The organism is Bradyrhizobium sp. SZCCHNR1093 (assembly GCF_032381175.1).
Taxonomy (GTDB): domain Bacteria; phylum Pseudomonadota; class Alphaproteobacteria; order Rhizobiales; family Xanthobacteraceae; genus Bradyrhizobium.
In genome coordinates, this window is sequence record NZ_JAUHJJ010000011.1 from 1 (window position 1) to 16,132 (window position 16,132).

Annotated in this window: 12 protein-coding genes; 6 read left to right on the forward strand and 6 right to left on the reverse strand. The window is 66.1% G+C overall.

The features are described from left to right. Positions 1–371: 371 nt before the first annotated feature. Positions 372–1,460, reverse strand: coding sequence for a COX15/CtaA family protein (locus QX070_RS26895; RefSeq protein WP_315740185.1), 1,089 nt, complete (start codon positions 1,458–1,460; stop codon positions 372–374). A gap of 102 nt (positions 1,461–1,562) precedes the next feature. On the opposite strand from QX070_RS26895, the gene QX070_RS26900 reads away from it, so the two are divergent. Then, a complete protein-coding gene (locus tag QX070_RS26900; RefSeq protein WP_315711497.1) occupies positions 1,563–1,784 on the forward strand; it encodes a DUF2842 domain-containing protein in 222 nt (73 codons plus the stop codon). Here QX070_RS26900 and QX070_RS26905 read toward each other — a convergent pair whose 3' ends face one another. Beyond that, positions 1,785–2,846 (reverse strand): polysaccharide deacetylase family protein, encoded by a 1,062-nt coding sequence (locus QX070_RS26905; RefSeq protein ID WP_315740186.1) that lies wholly within the window; start codon positions 2,844–2,846, stop codon positions 1,785–1,787. Positions 2,847–3,121: 275 nt separating this feature from the next. Here QX070_RS26905 and QX070_RS26910 point away from each other — a divergent pair, with 275 nt between their 5' ends. Then, positions 3,122–4,366: a GNAT family N-acetyltransferase gene (locus tag QX070_RS26910; RefSeq protein WP_315740187.1), complete on the forward strand. Its 1,245-nt coding sequence runs from the start codon at positions 3,122–3,124 to the stop codon at positions 4,364–4,366. On the opposite strand, the gene QX070_RS26915 is transcribed toward QX070_RS26910, so the two are convergent. Beyond that, positions 4,363–6,621 carry an exopolysaccharide transport family protein gene (locus QX070_RS26915; RefSeq protein WP_315740188.1) on the reverse strand — a complete coding sequence of 753 codons (2,259 nt, stop codon included), beginning with the start codon at positions 6,619–6,621 and terminating at the stop codon, positions 4,363–4,365. The two genes, QX070_RS26910 and QX070_RS26915, sit on opposite strands and share 4 nt — an antisense overlap. 364 nt (positions 6,622–6,985) lie before the next feature. Here QX070_RS26915 and QX070_RS26920 point away from each other — a divergent pair, with 364 nt between their 5' ends. The 3 genes from QX070_RS26920 to QX070_RS26930 all read left to right on the forward strand — a co-directional run bounded on the left by QX070_RS26920 (position 6,986) and on the right by QX070_RS26930 (position 11,161). Next, complete coding sequence (locus QX070_RS26920; RefSeq protein WP_315740355.1) at positions 6,986–8,119, forward strand: glycosyltransferase family 4 protein; 1,134 nt, start codon at positions 6,986–6,988, stop codon at positions 8,117–8,119. Between the two features lie 153 nt (positions 8,120–8,272). Beyond that, positions 8,273–9,802: an undecaprenyl-phosphate glucose phosphotransferase gene (locus QX070_RS26925; protein ID WP_315740189.1), complete on the forward strand. Its 1,530-nt coding sequence runs from the start codon at positions 8,273–8,275 to the stop codon at positions 9,800–9,802. Positions 9,803–9,889: 87 nt separating this feature from the next. Next, on the forward strand, positions 9,890–11,161 hold the full coding sequence (locus QX070_RS26930) for an O-antigen ligase family protein (RefSeq protein WP_315740190.1): 1,272 nt from the start codon (positions 9,890–9,892) through the stop codon (positions 11,159–11,161). Here the strand turns inward: QX070_RS26930 and QX070_RS26935 are convergent. Together QX070_RS26935 and QX070_RS26940 are read right to left on the reverse strand one after the other, a co-directional pair. Continuing rightward, entirely contained in the window at positions 11,158–12,336 is a 1,179-nt protein-coding gene (locus QX070_RS26935) for a saccharopine dehydrogenase family protein (protein WP_315740191.1), read from the reverse strand. The genes QX070_RS26930 and QX070_RS26935 overlap by 4 nt on opposite strands. A gap of 127 nt (positions 12,337–12,463) precedes the next feature. Next, positions 12,464–13,249 carry a DUF169 domain-containing protein gene (locus QX070_RS26940; RefSeq protein ID WP_315740192.1) on the reverse strand — a complete coding sequence of 262 codons (786 nt, stop codon included), beginning with the start codon at positions 13,247–13,249 and terminating at the stop codon, positions 12,464–12,466. A 186-nt stretch (positions 13,250–13,435) separates the two neighbouring features. Between QX070_RS26940 and QX070_RS26945 the strand changes: the two genes are divergently transcribed. After that, positions 13,436–15,283, forward strand: coding sequence for a tetratricopeptide repeat protein (locus tag QX070_RS26945; RefSeq protein ID WP_315740193.1), 1,848 nt, complete (start codon positions 13,436–13,438; stop codon positions 15,281–15,283). Here QX070_RS26945 and QX070_RS26950 read toward each other — a convergent pair. Then, the gene (locus tag QX070_RS26950; protein ID WP_315740194.1) at positions 15,280–16,068 is read right to left on the reverse strand and encodes a YdcF family protein; all 789 of its coding nucleotides are present in this window, start codon (positions 16,066–16,068) and stop codon (positions 15,280–15,282) included. The genes QX070_RS26945 and QX070_RS26950 overlap by 4 nt on opposite strands. Positions 16,069–16,132: the final 64 nt, after the last annotated feature.

Consider the following 16,132-nt stretch of genomic DNA (forward strand, 5'->3'; position numbering starts at 1 on the left):
CTCCAGCAGAGGCGCTTGACGAGCTGCTGTCACGAATGAAAACACTGGGTGTTGCGACCACCGCTTGAGCCCGCCGGTGCTTTCGGCCGTACCTGTGGTGACCGCCGCGTGCTTTTTTCTTTGCACGCGGGCCATGGGTGCCGGCCAGGCATCCGGCCTTCCCTGCGCCCTCGCGTGTTTTCGAGGGTGAAACGATCGGCAAAGCTCGGCGCGATAGCGCGCGAGGATGAAAACTGATGTCTCCACGTCATTGCGAGCGAAGCGACTTGTCCGCCGAAGCTCGAAGAGCGAAGGCGGAAGCAATCCAGAGTCGCGCGGGACTCTGGATTGCTTCGTCGCCTTCGGCTCCTCGCAATGACGGAAGAGAAACTCTACCCCACCTGCCCCGCAGCCACCGCCGCCTGCGGCACGGCGACAACAGCCGTACGCCGCGGCGACAGGCGTTCGGCCTGCAGCACGGCGAAGGTCAGCACGATGATGGCCGTACCCTGATGCAGCAGCGCCAGCGAGATCGGCACCAGTGCGAGCAGAGTGAGAATGCCGAGCACGACCTGCACCAGGATGGCGGCGAGTAGCCGGTGGGCGCTGCGCACCACCGCCCGTCCGGCGCCCGCGCGCATCACGTCGAAGGCGTGCCAAGCGGCCAGCGCCAGCAGCGTGTAGGCGGTCATGCGATGCATGAACTGCACCGTCAGATCGTTCTCGAACAGGTTGATCCACCACGGCGAATGGATCCACAGATTGGCCGCCTTCGGGATCAGGCCGCCGTCGATCTCAGGCCAGGTGTTGTAGACGAGGCCGGCGCGCAGGCCGGCGACCAGCGCGCCGAGATAGAGCTGCACGAAGGTGACGCCGACCAGCATCCACGCGGTGAGCCGCAGCCGCGCCGGTGCCGCGGTTTCCTCACGCGACGCAAGCCGGCGCAGGGTCCAGACGATCGACGCATAGATCAACAGCGCCAGCGAGAGGTGCGTCGCGAGACGGACCGGCGCCACCTCAGTGCGCTCCGTGAGGCCGGAGGCCACCATCCACCAGCCGACCGCGCCCTGCAGCGCGCCGAGGCTGAAGATCAGCCACAGCCTGCGGCCGAGCGGCCCGGAGACGGCGCCGCGCCACAGGAACCACAGGAAGGGCAGCAGGTAGACCATGCCGATGACGCGGCCGAGCAGCCGGTGGCTCCACTCCCACCAGAAGATGGTCTTGAATTGGTGCAGGGACATGCCGGCGTTCATCTGCCGGTACTGCGGAATGGTCTTGTAGGCCTCGAAGGCGTCGGTCCAGGCCTGCTCCGACAGCGGCGGCAGGGTGCCGGTGACCGGCTTCCATTCGACGATCGACAGCCCCGATTCGGTCAGCCGCGTGGCGCCGCCGACCAGCACCATCAGCGCGATCAGGCCGGCCACGACGAGCAGCCAGATGCGGATCGCGGCGAGATCTGTGGTGCGGGGAACCGTGGTCATGGACGTTGAACGCTCGATTGAACCGGGGCTGACAGGCCCTTATAATCCCGGGGAAATCACGCGCAAGCCGCGCCGCCCCCAGCCGAGGCTGACAATCCCGTCATGACGATCCGCACCCGCAAACTGATCGGCGCCGTCGCGCTGCTGCTGCTCGCTTTCGCCTGGTCGATGATGGGCATGGTGATGGCGCAATTCCCTCTGATCGCCAACTCCGGCTGGCTGCAGGCGGTGTATTACGTCGTCGTCGGCATGGGCTGGGTGCTGCCGGCGATGCCGATCGTGAGCTGGATGCTGCGCCCGGATCCGGAGCGGCAGCAGGGCTGATCAGCCGAGATCGAGCTTCGGCTGCGGCGCGGATTTTTCCCGCGGCAGGGTGATGCCGGCCATCAGCACCTTCAAGGCCCGCAGCGAGCGCGAGCGGCCGTCCCAGGCGATCCGCGGCAGCATGTGCAGATGGGTGCGGCCTTCGCTCTGCACGACGCCTGGCATCGTCGAGGCCGCGCTGACGAAGCCCGCCTGCTCGGCGAGCACGACGTCGCTACGGCGGAACGAATAGCGATTGCCGAACGGATACGCCATGTGCCGGACCGGTCGCCGCAGCGCCGTCTCCAGCACCGCCTTGCCCATCGTGATCTCGCGCTGGGCGTCGGCATCCCGGAGATTGGCGAGCACGGGATAGTGCACGGTGGCACTGCCGATCGTGACGTTGGGGTCGGCGGCGAGACGGGCGATGTCGGCCCAGTCCATCGCGGACTCGCGGCTCAGGGCGGCGAGATCGACCGAATGCCGCGCGCAGAGGTCGCGGATCGCGATCGACAGCTCGGCCGGCGGCAGCTTGCGCAGCCAGCCTGCGAGATGGGCGAACAGCTCGTATTTTTCGGCCGTCGTGACCACATTGAAGCGCTGCTCCCGATGCTCGATCACGAGGCTGATGCGGGCCTCGCGCGCGATCACGGCCTCCAGCGCCAGCCACCAGGCCTCGCCGAGACCATCGGGAAAGGCCGGGGGCACGTAGACGGTGAACGGCACGCCGTGGCGGGCGAGCACGGGATAGGCATGCGTGATCACGTCCTTGGAGGCGCCGTCGAAGCTCAGGCAGCCGAAGCGACGGCTTTCGGGCAGCCGGACCGACCGGTCGCAGGCCTCGTCGAGCGAGACGATCTCATAGCCCCAGCGCTTCAGCGCCCGGATCACCTTGTCGAGGAAAACGGGCGTGATCTCCACGCACTTCAGCGGCTGAAACGCCCCCTTGCGCCGCGGCCGCACCCGCTCGAACCGCAGCACGGCACCGGCGCCGCCCGTGGCCCGCGACGCGAGCAGCGTGCGTCCGCTGAAATAGGCCAGCTCGAGCCGGGCGCTGCGCAGCCACCTGTTGTCCGACGACAATTCCCGCGCCCCTTCCCCGAATCCCACTTGAAACCAAACCGTCCGCGCCCACCTGATGCTGTCAGACCATGGCGCCATCGCGTCATGGTCGCCGCCATCCGATGATAGCGGTCATCCGCCGTCAAGATCGCGTGGCCGATGCCGATTTGAACAGGTCTTTGTTTGTGTCTTTCCCGATTTGGGACGAAGTCATTGCCATTACCTTTTGTTGAGACTTCTTTGCGAGGGTCTCCCGACGTCAAGCAACAAAATTCCACGACAACGCGAGCTGCGCGATGACCATGGCCGCCGTGATCGAGAGCCGGACGGCGCAGGCGCCCGCGCGGCGACTGCCGTCGGGGCTCGCGCGGGTCGACATCGTGTCCGATCTGGCTGCCGCCGAGCCGGTCTGGCGCGCGCTCGAAGTCCCCGAACATGTCTCGACGCCCTACCAACGCTTCGACCTGCTCGGCGCATGGCAGCGCGACGTCGGCGCGCGCGAGCATGCGACGCCTTTCATCGTCATCGGGCGTGATGCCGAGCAACGCCCGCTGCTGCTGCTGCCGCTGACGTTGCGGCACGCCTGCGGCATGCGCATCGCCACCTTCATGGGCGGCAAGCATACGACCTTCAACATGCCGCTGATGGATCGCGAATTCGCCACGCGCGCCAGCGCCGGCGATCTCGACGTCCTGCTCGCAGGGGTGCGCGATCGCGGCGGTGTCGACGTGCTCGCCTTGACACAGCAGCCGCTGCACTGGCGCGATCTCGCCAATCCACTGGCGCAATGGCCGCACCAGTCGTCGGTGAACGACTGTCCGGTGCTGTTGATGCCGCCGGGGGCTGCGCCGACTGCGCTGTTGTCGAATTCGTTCCGAAAGCGACTGAAGAGCAAGGAAAAGAAGCTGCAGGCGCTGCCCGGCTATCGCTACATGGTCGCGAGCAGCGACGCCGAGATCGCCGAGCTGCTCGACTGGTTCTTCCGCACCAAGCCGATCCGCATGGCCGAGCAGAGGCTTCCGAACGTGTTCGCGGAGCCCGGCATCGAGGCCTTCGTGCGAAGCGCCTGCATGGCAAAGCTCGACTGCGGGCATCGCGCCATCGATATCCACGCGCTGCGCTGCGACGACGAGATCATCGCGTTGTTTGCCGGCGTCGCCGACGGGGCGCGCTTCTCGATGATGTTCAACACCTACACGCTGTCGGAGAATGCGCGCTGGAGCCCCGGGCTGATCCTGATGCGCTCGATCATCGATCATTACGCGCGAGAGAATTTTCGCGCCCTCGATCTCGGCATCGGATCTGACGACTACAAGCGGATGTTCTGCAAGGATGACGAGCCGATCTTCGACAGCTTCATGCCGTTGACCGCGCGGGGCCGCGTCGCCGCAACGACGATGGCTGCGGTCGGACGGGCCAAGCATGCCGTCAAGCACAGCCCTGCCCTGTTCCGTCTGGCACAGCAGCTGCGCGGCGCGCTGCGAGCGCGTGGCGGCGCCGCCCAGGTGGACGAAAAGGCCGACGAGAAGGTCGGAGATTAGGCGGCGACGCCGCGCGGCCCCGGCTGGTTGCGGTTGGCGCCTCCGACCGGTGCCTTCAGCATGGTGACGGCGCCGAAGCCGACCTCGCGCAGCTGCTCGCTCATCTGGCTGCGCGCCTCGGCAGGCATGTTGGGATCGGGCACGACGATGGCGCGCGCGCCTGCGGTCAAAAGCTCGGCCGGCAGATCGGAGGCGTTGCCGGCGTCGAGCAGCACGTGGTCGTAGACTCGCAGCAGCGCATCGATCGCGAGCGCGAGCCGCGGCGATTGCAGTTGGCTGCGGTCGGCGCCGGGGCGGCCGGCGTTGACCAGATGCAGCCGCGAGGCCTGGTCCTTGGTGATGATGGACGCAAACGATGCCTCACCCAGCATCAGCTCGATGAGGCCGGGCGCGGCCGGATCGACCGACACGCCTGCAAGCAGTTGCGGGCTGCCGGCGAGGTCGACCAGCACCGCGCGCGCCTGCGCTGCCATGGTGCGGGCGATCGCGAGCGCGGTGGACGTGACGGCCTCGCCGCCGGCCGTACCGAGCACGGTGACCTTGCGGGCGCCCTCGCCCGCGGCGAGCAGATCGGATGCGAGCTGCTCGAACTCGTTCATCGGCGGTGGCTTGACCGGTTCGGGCGGGACGGCGGCCACCGCTGGCGGCACGACCGCGGCGGGACGCGCCGCTGCAGTCGATGCCGACGCGGCAACGGCCGGCGCTGCGGCGACCATGGGCGCCGCGATCATCGGCTCGACCCGGGCCGCGAGCACCATGACATCCGGCATCGCGTTCGCCGCTGGGAGGCGCGGCGCGGTCAGACGCAGCAGCTCGCCGGTGATGACCACGCCCGAGGTCAGCATCAAGGTCGCCAATGTGGCGATCAGCACGATCGGCAGCTTCTTCGGGTACGCCGGCGTGTTGGACAGCACCGCCCGCGAGATGATCCGCCCATCCGCGGGCGGGGTGTCGAGCGACTCACGGGTGTTCGCCTCGCGGTACTTGGCGAGATACGATTCCAGCAGGTCGCGCTGCGACTTGGCATCGCGCTCCAGCGCCCGCAGCTGGACATCGAGGCCATTGGTGGAGGTGGCCTGCTTCTTGGCCTGTTCGAGGCTCTGGCTCAGCATCTGCACCCGCCCGTCGGCGATTCGCGCGTCGCTGTCGAGCGAACGCGATATCTTGCCGGCCTCGTCGCGGATCTGGCGGTCGAGATCAGCCAGTTGCGCTTTCAGCTCCTTGATGCGCGGGTGATTGTCGAGCAGCGTCGACGACTGCTCCGCGAGCTGCGCGCGCAGATTCACGCGCTGCTCGGACAGCCGGCGCATCAGCTCCGAGTTGACCACCTCGGACGCCTCGATCGGCTGGCCGCTCTGCAGCATCTCCCGGATCAGCCGTGCCTTGGTCTCGGCATCCGATTTCAAGGCGCGCGCATTGTTGAGCTGGGTGTTGACCTCACCCATCTGCTGGTTGGACAGCGACGTGTTGTTGGTCCCCATGAACGAATTCGACTTGGCGCGGAACTCCTCGACCCGCGACTCCGCCTCCTCGACCTTCTTGCGCAGCCCCTGGATCTCCCCAGAGAGCCATTGGCTGGCCGATTTCGCCTGCGCCTGGCGGGCATTCTGCTGAACTACGAGATAGCCATCCGCGATCGAATTCGCGACTTGCGCCGCAAGCGCCGGATCCTGCGACTGGAACTCGACGACGAGCACCCGCGATTTGTCCACGGCGTAAACGGTCAAGCGCTCGTAATAGGCGTCCATGACGCGCTCGTCCGGCGTCATGGCGAGCGGATCTTTCACGAGGCCGATCATCGCCGCGACCGACTTCAGCGGGGACACGCCCCGCAGCACGGGATCGAACTCCGGCAGCTCGCCCAGCTTGTTCTTCCTGATGATGTCGCGGGCCAGATCGCGCGACAGGACCAGTTGCACCTGACTCGTGACCGCCTCGGCATCGAGTGCCGTCCGCTCTTCGGTGCGCTCCCCGTTCGGCCGCACGAATACGTTCTCGCGGCCGTCGATCAGAATCCGCGCTTCGGACTTGTAGCGCGGTGTGATCATGTTGACTGCGGCAATCGACAGAACGAGAGCGAGCAGCGTGGGCAGAAGGATGAAGCCACGCTTTCGCGCCAGGGCACGACCGACCAGCCGGATGTCGAGATCGCCGGCCGGACCGGGCTCCGCCGACGACGGCGAGCCTGTCACAGGTCGGGCGGAGGCTCCGTCAACCTGTGTCTTCTTGCCGGCACGCCAGAACGCCAACCGCATCATCCACTCCCGCGAGACCCGCGCCACGCCGCCACCATACGTGGTACAATTACACTCTATTAAGGTTGCTGACGGGTTAACCGGAGCGCCTGCAACCTCGCCCTATCGAACAATCGTCATCCTTCGCCATATGCTGCTCGCAACACGTGAGCTTGCGCCAGATCGTCACAATGCTGGTGCGAGCTTGCCTGGTAGTGACGACAAGTGAGACTTTGTTAACCATCAAGCCTCTATCGAGGTTGGAGCTATCGATATTCAGCGACGAGAGGCGCCCGTGCTTCCGCTATCCGCCAGTCGTCAGATCAGCTCGCGCAGCGGCGCCTGGCAAAACCAAGCGCAAGCCGAGGGCGCGGGCGAGTTCGACATGGCACCGTCGCAGAACAAACCTCTCAAAATCCTTCACGCGGTCAGAGCTCCCGTCGGCGGCATCTTTCGGCATATCCTCGACCTTGCCAACGGTCAGGTCGATCACGGGCACGACGTGGGCATCATCGCGGACAGCCTGACCGGCGGCGAACGCGCCGATGCCGCGCTGGCCCAGATCGCGCCTCGCCTGACACTCGGCGTGCACCGCATCCCCATTCATCGGGAGCCTTGGCCGAGCGACATTCTGGCACTGAGACGGTTTTATCGACTCGCCCGTACACTCGCCCCGAACGTTCTGCACGGCCACGGCGCCAAGGCCGGCGCATTCGTCCGCCTGCTGCCGCACCGGCCAGGAACGATCCGCATCTACACGCCTCACGGCGGTTCGCTGCACTACCCACGCGACACGTTCAAAGGCGCGCTGTATGGCCGGCTTGAACGTGCGCTGATGAACCGGACCGACCTCTTCCTGTTCGAGAGCGTATTCGCCCGCGATACCTATGAGCGCATGATCGGCCATCCTCAGGGACTGGTGAATTGCGTCTTCAACGGTGTCACTGCAGGCGAGTTCGACCCGATCGCGCCAGCCCGGGACCAGACCGACCTGGCGTATGTCGGCGAGTTCAGGCACATCAAGGGCACGGATCTGCTGATCGATGCCGTCGCGGAGCTGCGCTCCCGTGGCCGCCCGCTGACGCTGACTTTGGGCGGCGACGGCGAAGAGATGACGAAACTCAAGGCTCAGGTCGAACGCCTCGGTCTTGCGGCCGCGGTGCGTTTCATCGGCCACGTGAAGGCCCGCGACGGATTTTCCAAGGGACGACTGCTCGTCGTTCCCTCGCGTGGCGATTCCATGCCCTATGTCGTGATCGAGGCGGGAGCCGCCGGGGTTCCGATGATCGCGGCGAGGGTCGGCGGCATCCCTGAGATCTTCGGACCGCACGACGACGCGATGTTCATGCCGGGCAACGCGACCGCGCTTGCCGACGCAATCGCTGTCGCACTGGACGATCCGGCTACCACGCAACTGCGCGCCAAGGCGCTGCGCGAGCGGGTCTTCCAGCATTTCTCGCAGAAAGCGATGGTCGAGGGCGTGCTCGACAGCTACCGCGAGGCGTTTACCAAGACCTGACGTCATTTACCATCGCTAACCGTTTCTTCCGATTTGGCCCTTAATCCCGCCGGTGGGGAATTTCCCCCGGCGCCATCAGCGCTTACATGACCACAAATACTAACAAACATAATCCGGGCTTGTACGACTGTGGAACCGATCAACGCTCGCTCGATGTTGGATGCTGCTGCGGCGACGGCCGCATCGACCGCCGCGGCCGGACGGCCGGCCGTTGAACGGCGTCGCCGCCTGTCGCCGGCGGCCCTCGCGGTCGCCAATCAGAAGGTTCACCGCGCCTACTCTCCAATCGTCCTCGCCGGCATCGTTCGCATCACCGATTTCGTGCTGCTGAGCGTCGTCGGCAGCGTCATCTATTTCGGCTACGTGGTTCCGCTCAGCGGCTTCCATTGGGAGTATCTCGTTGCCATTCTCGGCCTGGCCGTGACCACGGTGGTGTGCTTCCAGGCCGCCGACATCTACCAAATCCAGGTCTTCCGCGCCCAGGTGCGGCAGATGACCCGGATGATCTCGTCCTACTGCTTCGTCTTCCTGCTGTTCATCGGACTCTCCTTCTTCGCCAAGATCGGCAACGAAGTCTCCCGTCTCTGGCTCGCCGCGTTCTTCTTCGTGGGGCTCGGCGCGTTGATCGCGAGCCGCGTCGTGCTGCGCAACCTGATCCGCAGCTGGGCCAGGCAAGGACGCCTCGATCGCCGGACCATCATCGTCGGCGCCGACCAGAGCGGCGAGGACCTGGTGCGTGCGCTGAAGGCGCAGGACGACTCCGAGATCGAAATCCTCGGCGTGTTCGACGACCGCAACGACTCCCGAGCGCTCGAGGCCTGCGCCGGTGCGCCGAAGCTCGGCAAGGTCGATGATATCGTGGAGTTTGCGCGCAGAACCCGCGTCGACCTGGTGCTGTTCGCGCTGCCAATCTCGGCGGAGACCCGCATCCTGGACATGCTGAAAAAGCTGTGGGTGCTGCCGGTCGACATTCGCCTTTCGGCCCATACCAACAAGCTGCGCTTCCGGCCGCGCTCCTACTCCTATCTGGGCGCGGTCCCGACGCTCGACGTGTTCGAGGCCCCCATCACCGACTGGGACCTGGTGATGAAGATGCTGTTCGACCGGCTGGTCGGCGGCCTCATCCTGCTGCTTGCGCTTCCGGTGATGGCGCTGGTCGCGCTCGCGATCAAGCTCGACAGCCCGGGGCCGGTGCTGTTCCGGCAGAAGCGGTTCGGCTTCAACAACGAGCGCATCGACGTCTTCAAGTTCCGTTCGCTCTATCACCACCAGGCCGACCCCACGGCGTCCAAGGTCGTCACCAAGAACGATCCGCGGGTGACCCGCGTCGGCCGCTTCATTCGCAAGACCAGCCTCGATGAGCTGCCGCAACTGTTCAACGTGGTGTTCAAGGGCAACCTCTCGCTGGTCGGTCCGCGGCCGCACGCCGTGCAGGGCAAATTGCAGAACCGGATGTTCGACGAGGCCGTCGACGGCTATTTCGCCCGCCACCGCGTCAAGCCCGGCATCACCGGCTGGGCGCAGATCAACGGCTGGCGCGGCGAGATCGACAACCAGGAGAAGATCCAGAAGCGCGTCGAGTTCGACCTCTACTACATCGAGAACTGGTCCGTGCTGTTCGACCTCTACATCCTGCTCAAGACGCCGCTGGCGCTGATGACCAAGAGCGAGAACGCCTATTGATATCGGGGATCCGGAGCGGGCAAACGGCCGCTTCGCGCGTGTGTCTGGCCGATCCCGCCATGCGTTGCGTATGAGTGTGAGTTCGCGATGGCCATGACGGCGGCAGCCGGAGAGTTCGCATCGAGGCCGATCGCCCCTCCGGGCGTCGTCGCCCTGCAGCGTGCGCTGGTCTGGCTGGTCGGGGTCTCCGGCGCCATCGTGTTCATCGAACCGAGCCCCTATGAACTCGTCACGCTCGCCTCCGCCGCGGTGTTCTTCGCGACCGGCATGAGGCTGCGCCTCGTCTTCCTGCCGCTCCTGCTGTTGCTGGTCCTGGTCAATCTCGGCTACACGATCAGCGCCATACCGCTGCTCGACGATTCCAAGATCGCGACCTGGATCGCTACCTCCTGGTACATGGCCTTCACGGCGATCTTCATCGCCATGCTGACGTCGGACGACACAGAAGCGCGGCTCGACATGCTCCGCCGCGGTCTCGTGATGGGCGGCGCGATCGCAGCCCTCGCGGGCGTCGCCGGCTATTTCCATCTGGTGCCGGGTGGATACGATCTCCTCACCCTGTATGGCCGTGCGCGCGGCACCTTCAAGGACCCGAACGTGCTCGGCGCGTTCCTGATCCTGCCGGCGCTGCTCGCGCTGCAGAACGTCGTGACCGCCCGCTTCGCCGCGACCTTGCGCGCCAGCTTTGCGCTCGGCGTGATGGCGCTCGCCATCCTGCTCGCCTTCTCGCGCGCGGCCTGGGGCGGCCTCGTCCTCACCGCCGCCTTCATGCTGGCGACGATGGTGCTCACCAGCCAGACGCGGGGCGAGCGCTCCCGCATCATCTTCATGACGTTGGCGGCCGCCGTGGCCGGCATCGTCCTGATCGGCGTTCTGCTCTCCATCGATTCCATCGCCGACATGTTCAAGCAGCGGGCAAGCTTCGACCAGAGCTATGACGAGGGCCGGTTCGGACGCTTCGGACGCCACATTCTCGGCGCCGACATGGCGCTCGACCTGCCGTTCGGGATCGGGCCGCTGCAGTTCCACAACTACTTCCCCGAGGACACCCACAACTCCTATCTGAACGCCTTCATGTCGGGCGGCTGGCTGTCCGGCATCTGCTATCCCGCGCTGGTGTTCACCACTGTCATTCTCGGCTTCCGCTATCTGTTCGTGCGCGTGCCCTGGCAGCGCACCTACATCGCAATCTTCGCAGCATTCCTCGGCACGGTCGGCGAAAGCTTCATCATCGACACCGACCACTGGCGGCACTTCTTCCTGATGCTCGGCACGATGTGGGGCATGATCGCCGCCACGCGCGCCCATCAGGCCGAAGCGAACCGATCCGCAGCGATCGGTGCGCACATCACCTCTTAATCCTCCACCGCAAACGTCAGCCCGGCATTATCCACCAGCCGCTTGATCAGGCTGTCGCGGAGCGCAGCGCCCGGGGTCCAGAATCCACCTTTCACGCCGGCGCCGTCGCGTAGCAGGCCGACGGCGCATTCACTGATCATCTTCGAGGTCGAACCGTAGCCGGGATCGCGGTTGCCCTTCACGGATGCGCGGACCTGGCGGCCGTCGGGGGCGATCGCGACGAAGAGAAGATTGTAGTAGCCGTTCTCGCGCTCCTCCTTCGAGGGACCCTCGCCCGGCTTCGGCGCGTTGGGCCCGGTTTTCTCGGCATTTGCCGCCATCACCTTCTTGGCGTTGGCCTCGCCCTTCTCGCCCGGGCCGGTCAGCACCATCTCGTCATAGACGAAGTCCTGCCCGTAGGGAAAACCCATCAGCATGTTGGAGCGGTGGACATTGCGGGTGTTGATCAGCGCCATCATGAACGGTGCCGTCCAGGACTGCAGATCTTCCTCATAGACGGGCTTGTTGCCCGACGGCTGCTTCGGGCCCTTGAAGCCGGGCGTCAGGGCGAACGAGTCCTTGAGGATCGCTACCAGGCTCAGATCCTTGGCGACCGCATCGAAGGTCGCCTTGGCGCTCGCCGCGGTGCCGCCCGAGAGCGTGCCGCTCATGCCGCGGACGCGGCCCTTCACGCGCGACGCTGCGGCGCCGAGCACCTTCTTGGCCTGCTGCTGCACGAAATAGACGCCGAGCTCGAACGGCACGGAATCAAAGCCGCAGGAGAACACGATGCGCGCGCCGCTCTTCTCGGCGGTGGCCTGATGCTTGTCGATCATCTGCCGCATCCACACCGGCTCGCCGCACAGATCGACATAGTCGGTGCCGGTTTCGGCGCAGGCCGCGACGAGCTCGTTGCCATAAAGCTGATAGGGACCGACGGTGGTCAGCACCAGCTTCGTCTGCGCCACCATGGCCTGCAGGGATGCAGGATCTGAGGCGTCCGCCGCGATCAGCGGCGTATCGGCAGGCGCACCGATCTGGTCCCTGACAGCCGCGAGCTTGTCGAGGCTCCGGCCCGCCATCGCCCAGCGCAGCGACGTATCGCCGCGATACTGCGCGGTGAGATATTCGGCGACGAGCTTGCCCGTGAAGCCGGTGGCGCCGTAGACGACGAGGTCGAATTTGGAAGACGTCATTCTTGTTCCCTAGATCTGCTGCAAATGAGTTGCTCCGTCATTGCGAGGAGCGCTTGCGACGAAGCAATCCAGACTGTCTCTGCTGAAGGACTCTGGATTGCTTCGCTGCGCTCGCAATGACGATCACCTATTTCTTCCCATACGACACGCTCATGCCGGCGCGGACATCGTTCTGGATGCCGTAGGGCGCGATCGGGTAGCGCAGGCCGTTCTTGGCGAGCTGTTTCATGCCGGTGATCGCCTTGGCGAGATCGGCCGGCTTGAGCGCCATCAGCATCTCTTCATCCGGCACGCCGCCATAGCGGCGCTCGGCGAAGCACGGCAGCGACAGGCTCGGCTCGCCGGTCTTCAGCGCGCGGCCCCAGGAGTCGGCGCAGGCGGTCTCGCCGACGACGCCCCATTCGAACTTCTTGTAGCCTGTATATTGCAGGCCGTTGATCAGGATGATCATCTGTCCCGGCGTCGCATAGACGAGGCAGATGTCCGGCGGATCGAGCCGGCCGCTCGACAGCGGGCTGACCGCCATGGCCTGGTAGCGGCCGAACGGCACGACGTCGAGCGCCTCCTGCCGCTTGCGCGCATCCTCGGCCGTGCCGTGCCAGACTCCGACATAGTTCTCGCCCTTGAGCCAGGTCTCGTCCTGCGGGCCGAGCCCGATCACGGCCCGGCATTGCGCGCCGACGAGATCGTCGCCGGTGATGCCGACGGTCCAGCCGAGCCGTGCGGCCATGCTGACGATCTGGTCGGTCGTGTGCACGGCGTTGGGACGGCGGATCTTCTCCACCGCCTCCATGTCGGCGACGCGGGCGAACATCTTGATGCCGATGACGGTCGTCTTCAGCCGCAGCAGGTTGTTGAGATCGGCGACCATGGCAACCAGATCCAGCCTGTCCGGCGCGCTCGGCTGTTGCATGTGGCGTTCCCCTCTGCCGCACCCATCGGATGGCGCGATCCGTGCGTTCGATGTCGGGCGCTTGTTAATGCCTTGCACCGGCCGAGGCCAGTATTTCTGCGCGACGCGCTCGCACGCCATACCATGATCCTTCTCGATGTCCCTAGAATCACTTATGAATTTTTGATCCTCGGACAGGGCCCCGCGATGAGCCAGCGCGACCGGAAAGATGGCGCGACAAGCGCGAAGGCCGGCCCCGGCGGAGCGCCGGTGCTGTCGCCGGCCGCGCTCTACGAGGCCGGGCTGCATCACCTCGGCGCCGGCCAGCTGCTCGATGCGCAGATGTGCTGCGAGCAGGCGCTGGCGGCCGACCCGAACCACGCCGACAGCCTCGCGCTGCTGGGCATCGTCGCGCTGCAGACCGGGCAGCACGACCACGCCGTGGCGTGGTTCTCGCGGGCCATCCGACAAACGCCGAAGATCGACTATCTCACCAGCCTCGGCTTCACCTTGAAGCAGATGGGCCGGCTCGACGATGCGCTCGCGGTGTTCGACAAGGCGATCCAGCTCAAGCCCGACGATGCCGAATTGTGGAAGCATATGGGCGGCGTACTGCTGGCGCTCGACCGCGGCGCCGAGGCGCTGCTGAGCTATCAGCACGCGCTGACGATCGATCCCGCCCACCGTGAGGCTGCGTTCCAGAGCGGCCTGCTGCTGCATCAGCAGCAGCGCTATGAGGAAGCCGCCCGAGCCTTCACGATATGCCTGACGCAGCAGCCCGACGACCTGCAGTCGCTGCAGATGCGCGCCCGGTGCGTTCGCGAGCTCAAGCTCTACGACGACTATCTGGCCGATTGCGAACGCGCGCATGTGTTGGCGCCGACCGAGCCGATGGTCTGCAACAATCTCGGTGATGCCTTCGTGTGCCTCGGCCGCAGCGCGGAGGCGCTGCCGTGGTTCGACCAGGCCCTGGCGTTGCGGCCGGACTTCGTTGAGGTGCTGCTCAACAAGGGTTTTGCGCTGCTGCAGCTCCTGCGTTTCGAGGATGCTGCTGCCGTCTACCGGCAGATTCTCGCGCTCGTCCCCGATCATCCCAAGGCGGCGTGGCAGCTCGCGCATATCGAGCTGCAGTGCGGCGACTTCGTCTCCGGCTGGGCCCGGCGCGAGGCCCGCTGGGCCATGCCGGATTTCTCGATCGACTATCCGCGCTTTGCCGAGTCCAAATGGCTGGGCCACGAGGACATCGCCGGCAAGACCCTCCTCATCGAGGAGGACGAGGGTTTCGGCGACACCATCCAGTTCGCCCGCTACCTGCCGATGGTCGCCGCGCGCGGCGCCAAGGTGATCCTGGTGGTCCGGGAGGCGCTGCGGCCGCTGATGGCCGGCATCGACGGCGTGACGCAATGCCTCGCCTACGCACCGGAGCTGAAGCGGCCGGTCTTCGACATGCACTGCCCGGTGATGAGCCTGCCGCTGGCCTTCGGCACCACGCTCGATACCATCCCGCCCGCTTCCTATCTGCCGCCGCTCCCCGCCGGTCGCATTGTGGATTGGGAGCAGCGGCTGGGGCCGCATGATCGGCTGCGGGTCGGCCTGGTCTGGTCTGGCAACCCGCACCAGGGCAACGACCGCAACCGCTCGATGCCACTGTCGACCTTGCTGCCGCTGCTCGATCTCGGGGCGGATTTCATCAGCCTGCAAAAAGAGCTGCGGCCAGCCGACAAGGCCGTGCTGGCGCAGCAGAGCGGCATCCGCGACCTCACCGTCGAATTGACCGACTTCGTCGAGACCGCGGCGCTGATCTCCTGCCTCGACGTCGTCGTCACCGTGTGCACCAGCGTCGCGCATCTCGCCGCCACACTGGGACGTCCGACCTGGATCATGCTGCCCTACCTCGCCGACTGGCGCTGGCTCAGGGATCGCGACGACAGCGCGTGGTATCCGAGCGCGCGGCTGTTCCGGCAGGATTCGAGCTGCCGCTACGAGCCGGTCGTCGCGCGCGTGCGCGGCGAGCTGGCCGCGAAAGCGGCGGGCTTCAGCAAGACGATTGCCTAGGCCGGTCCCGGAAACAGATCGTCGATGCGGCCGCGCAGGCGGTAGGCTACGAGCCCGACCCATTCGCGCACGGCGATGTCGGCGCGGCGCAGTCCGAGCAGCGAGATGCCGTCGAAGTCGAGCACGCGGCCGACGCGCCAGTCCACGGGATAGGGCTCGACCGGGAAGCCGACCTTGCGGAACAGCCCCACCGAGCGCGGCATATGATAGGCCGAGGTCACCAGCAGCCAGCGCTCGCCCGGCTTCGGAGAGATCATCGCCTTGGAGAAGATCGCATTCTCGTAGGTGTTGCGCGACTGCCGCTCCAGCAACAGCCGCTCCCTGGGCACGCCGAGGCTGAGCAGGATCTCGGCGCCGACATCGGCCTCCTTGGCCTCTGTCGCGATCAGGTTGGCGCTGCCGCCGGTGAACAGGATGCGCGCATTCGGGTAGCGCCGCGCCAGCGCGGCTGCCTGGATCACCCGGTCGGCGCCCGCCACCGTCACCGGCATGCCGTACATGACCGACAGGTCGGAATCGACGGGACCGCCAAGCACGATGATGCCGTCCGGCGCGCCGTTCGCCGGGTCCCATTTCGGAAACCGGCTCTCCAGCGGATAGAGCATCAGGCTGCCGAGCGGCGTCAGGCCCACGATCGCCAGCAGCAGCATGGCCGAGACGACCAGCCTGCGCCCCAGCACGGCAAACCGGGTCAGCATGAGGATGGCGCCGAGCAGGCCCAGCGCGATCATGAAATTGGTCGGCAGCGCCAGCAGGCCGAGCGTCTTCGACAGGACAAAGAACATTGCGAGCTCCGGCGCGGGGTGAGGTGCCACGGCCGCCCTCATACACGACAGCCGCCATGCGTCG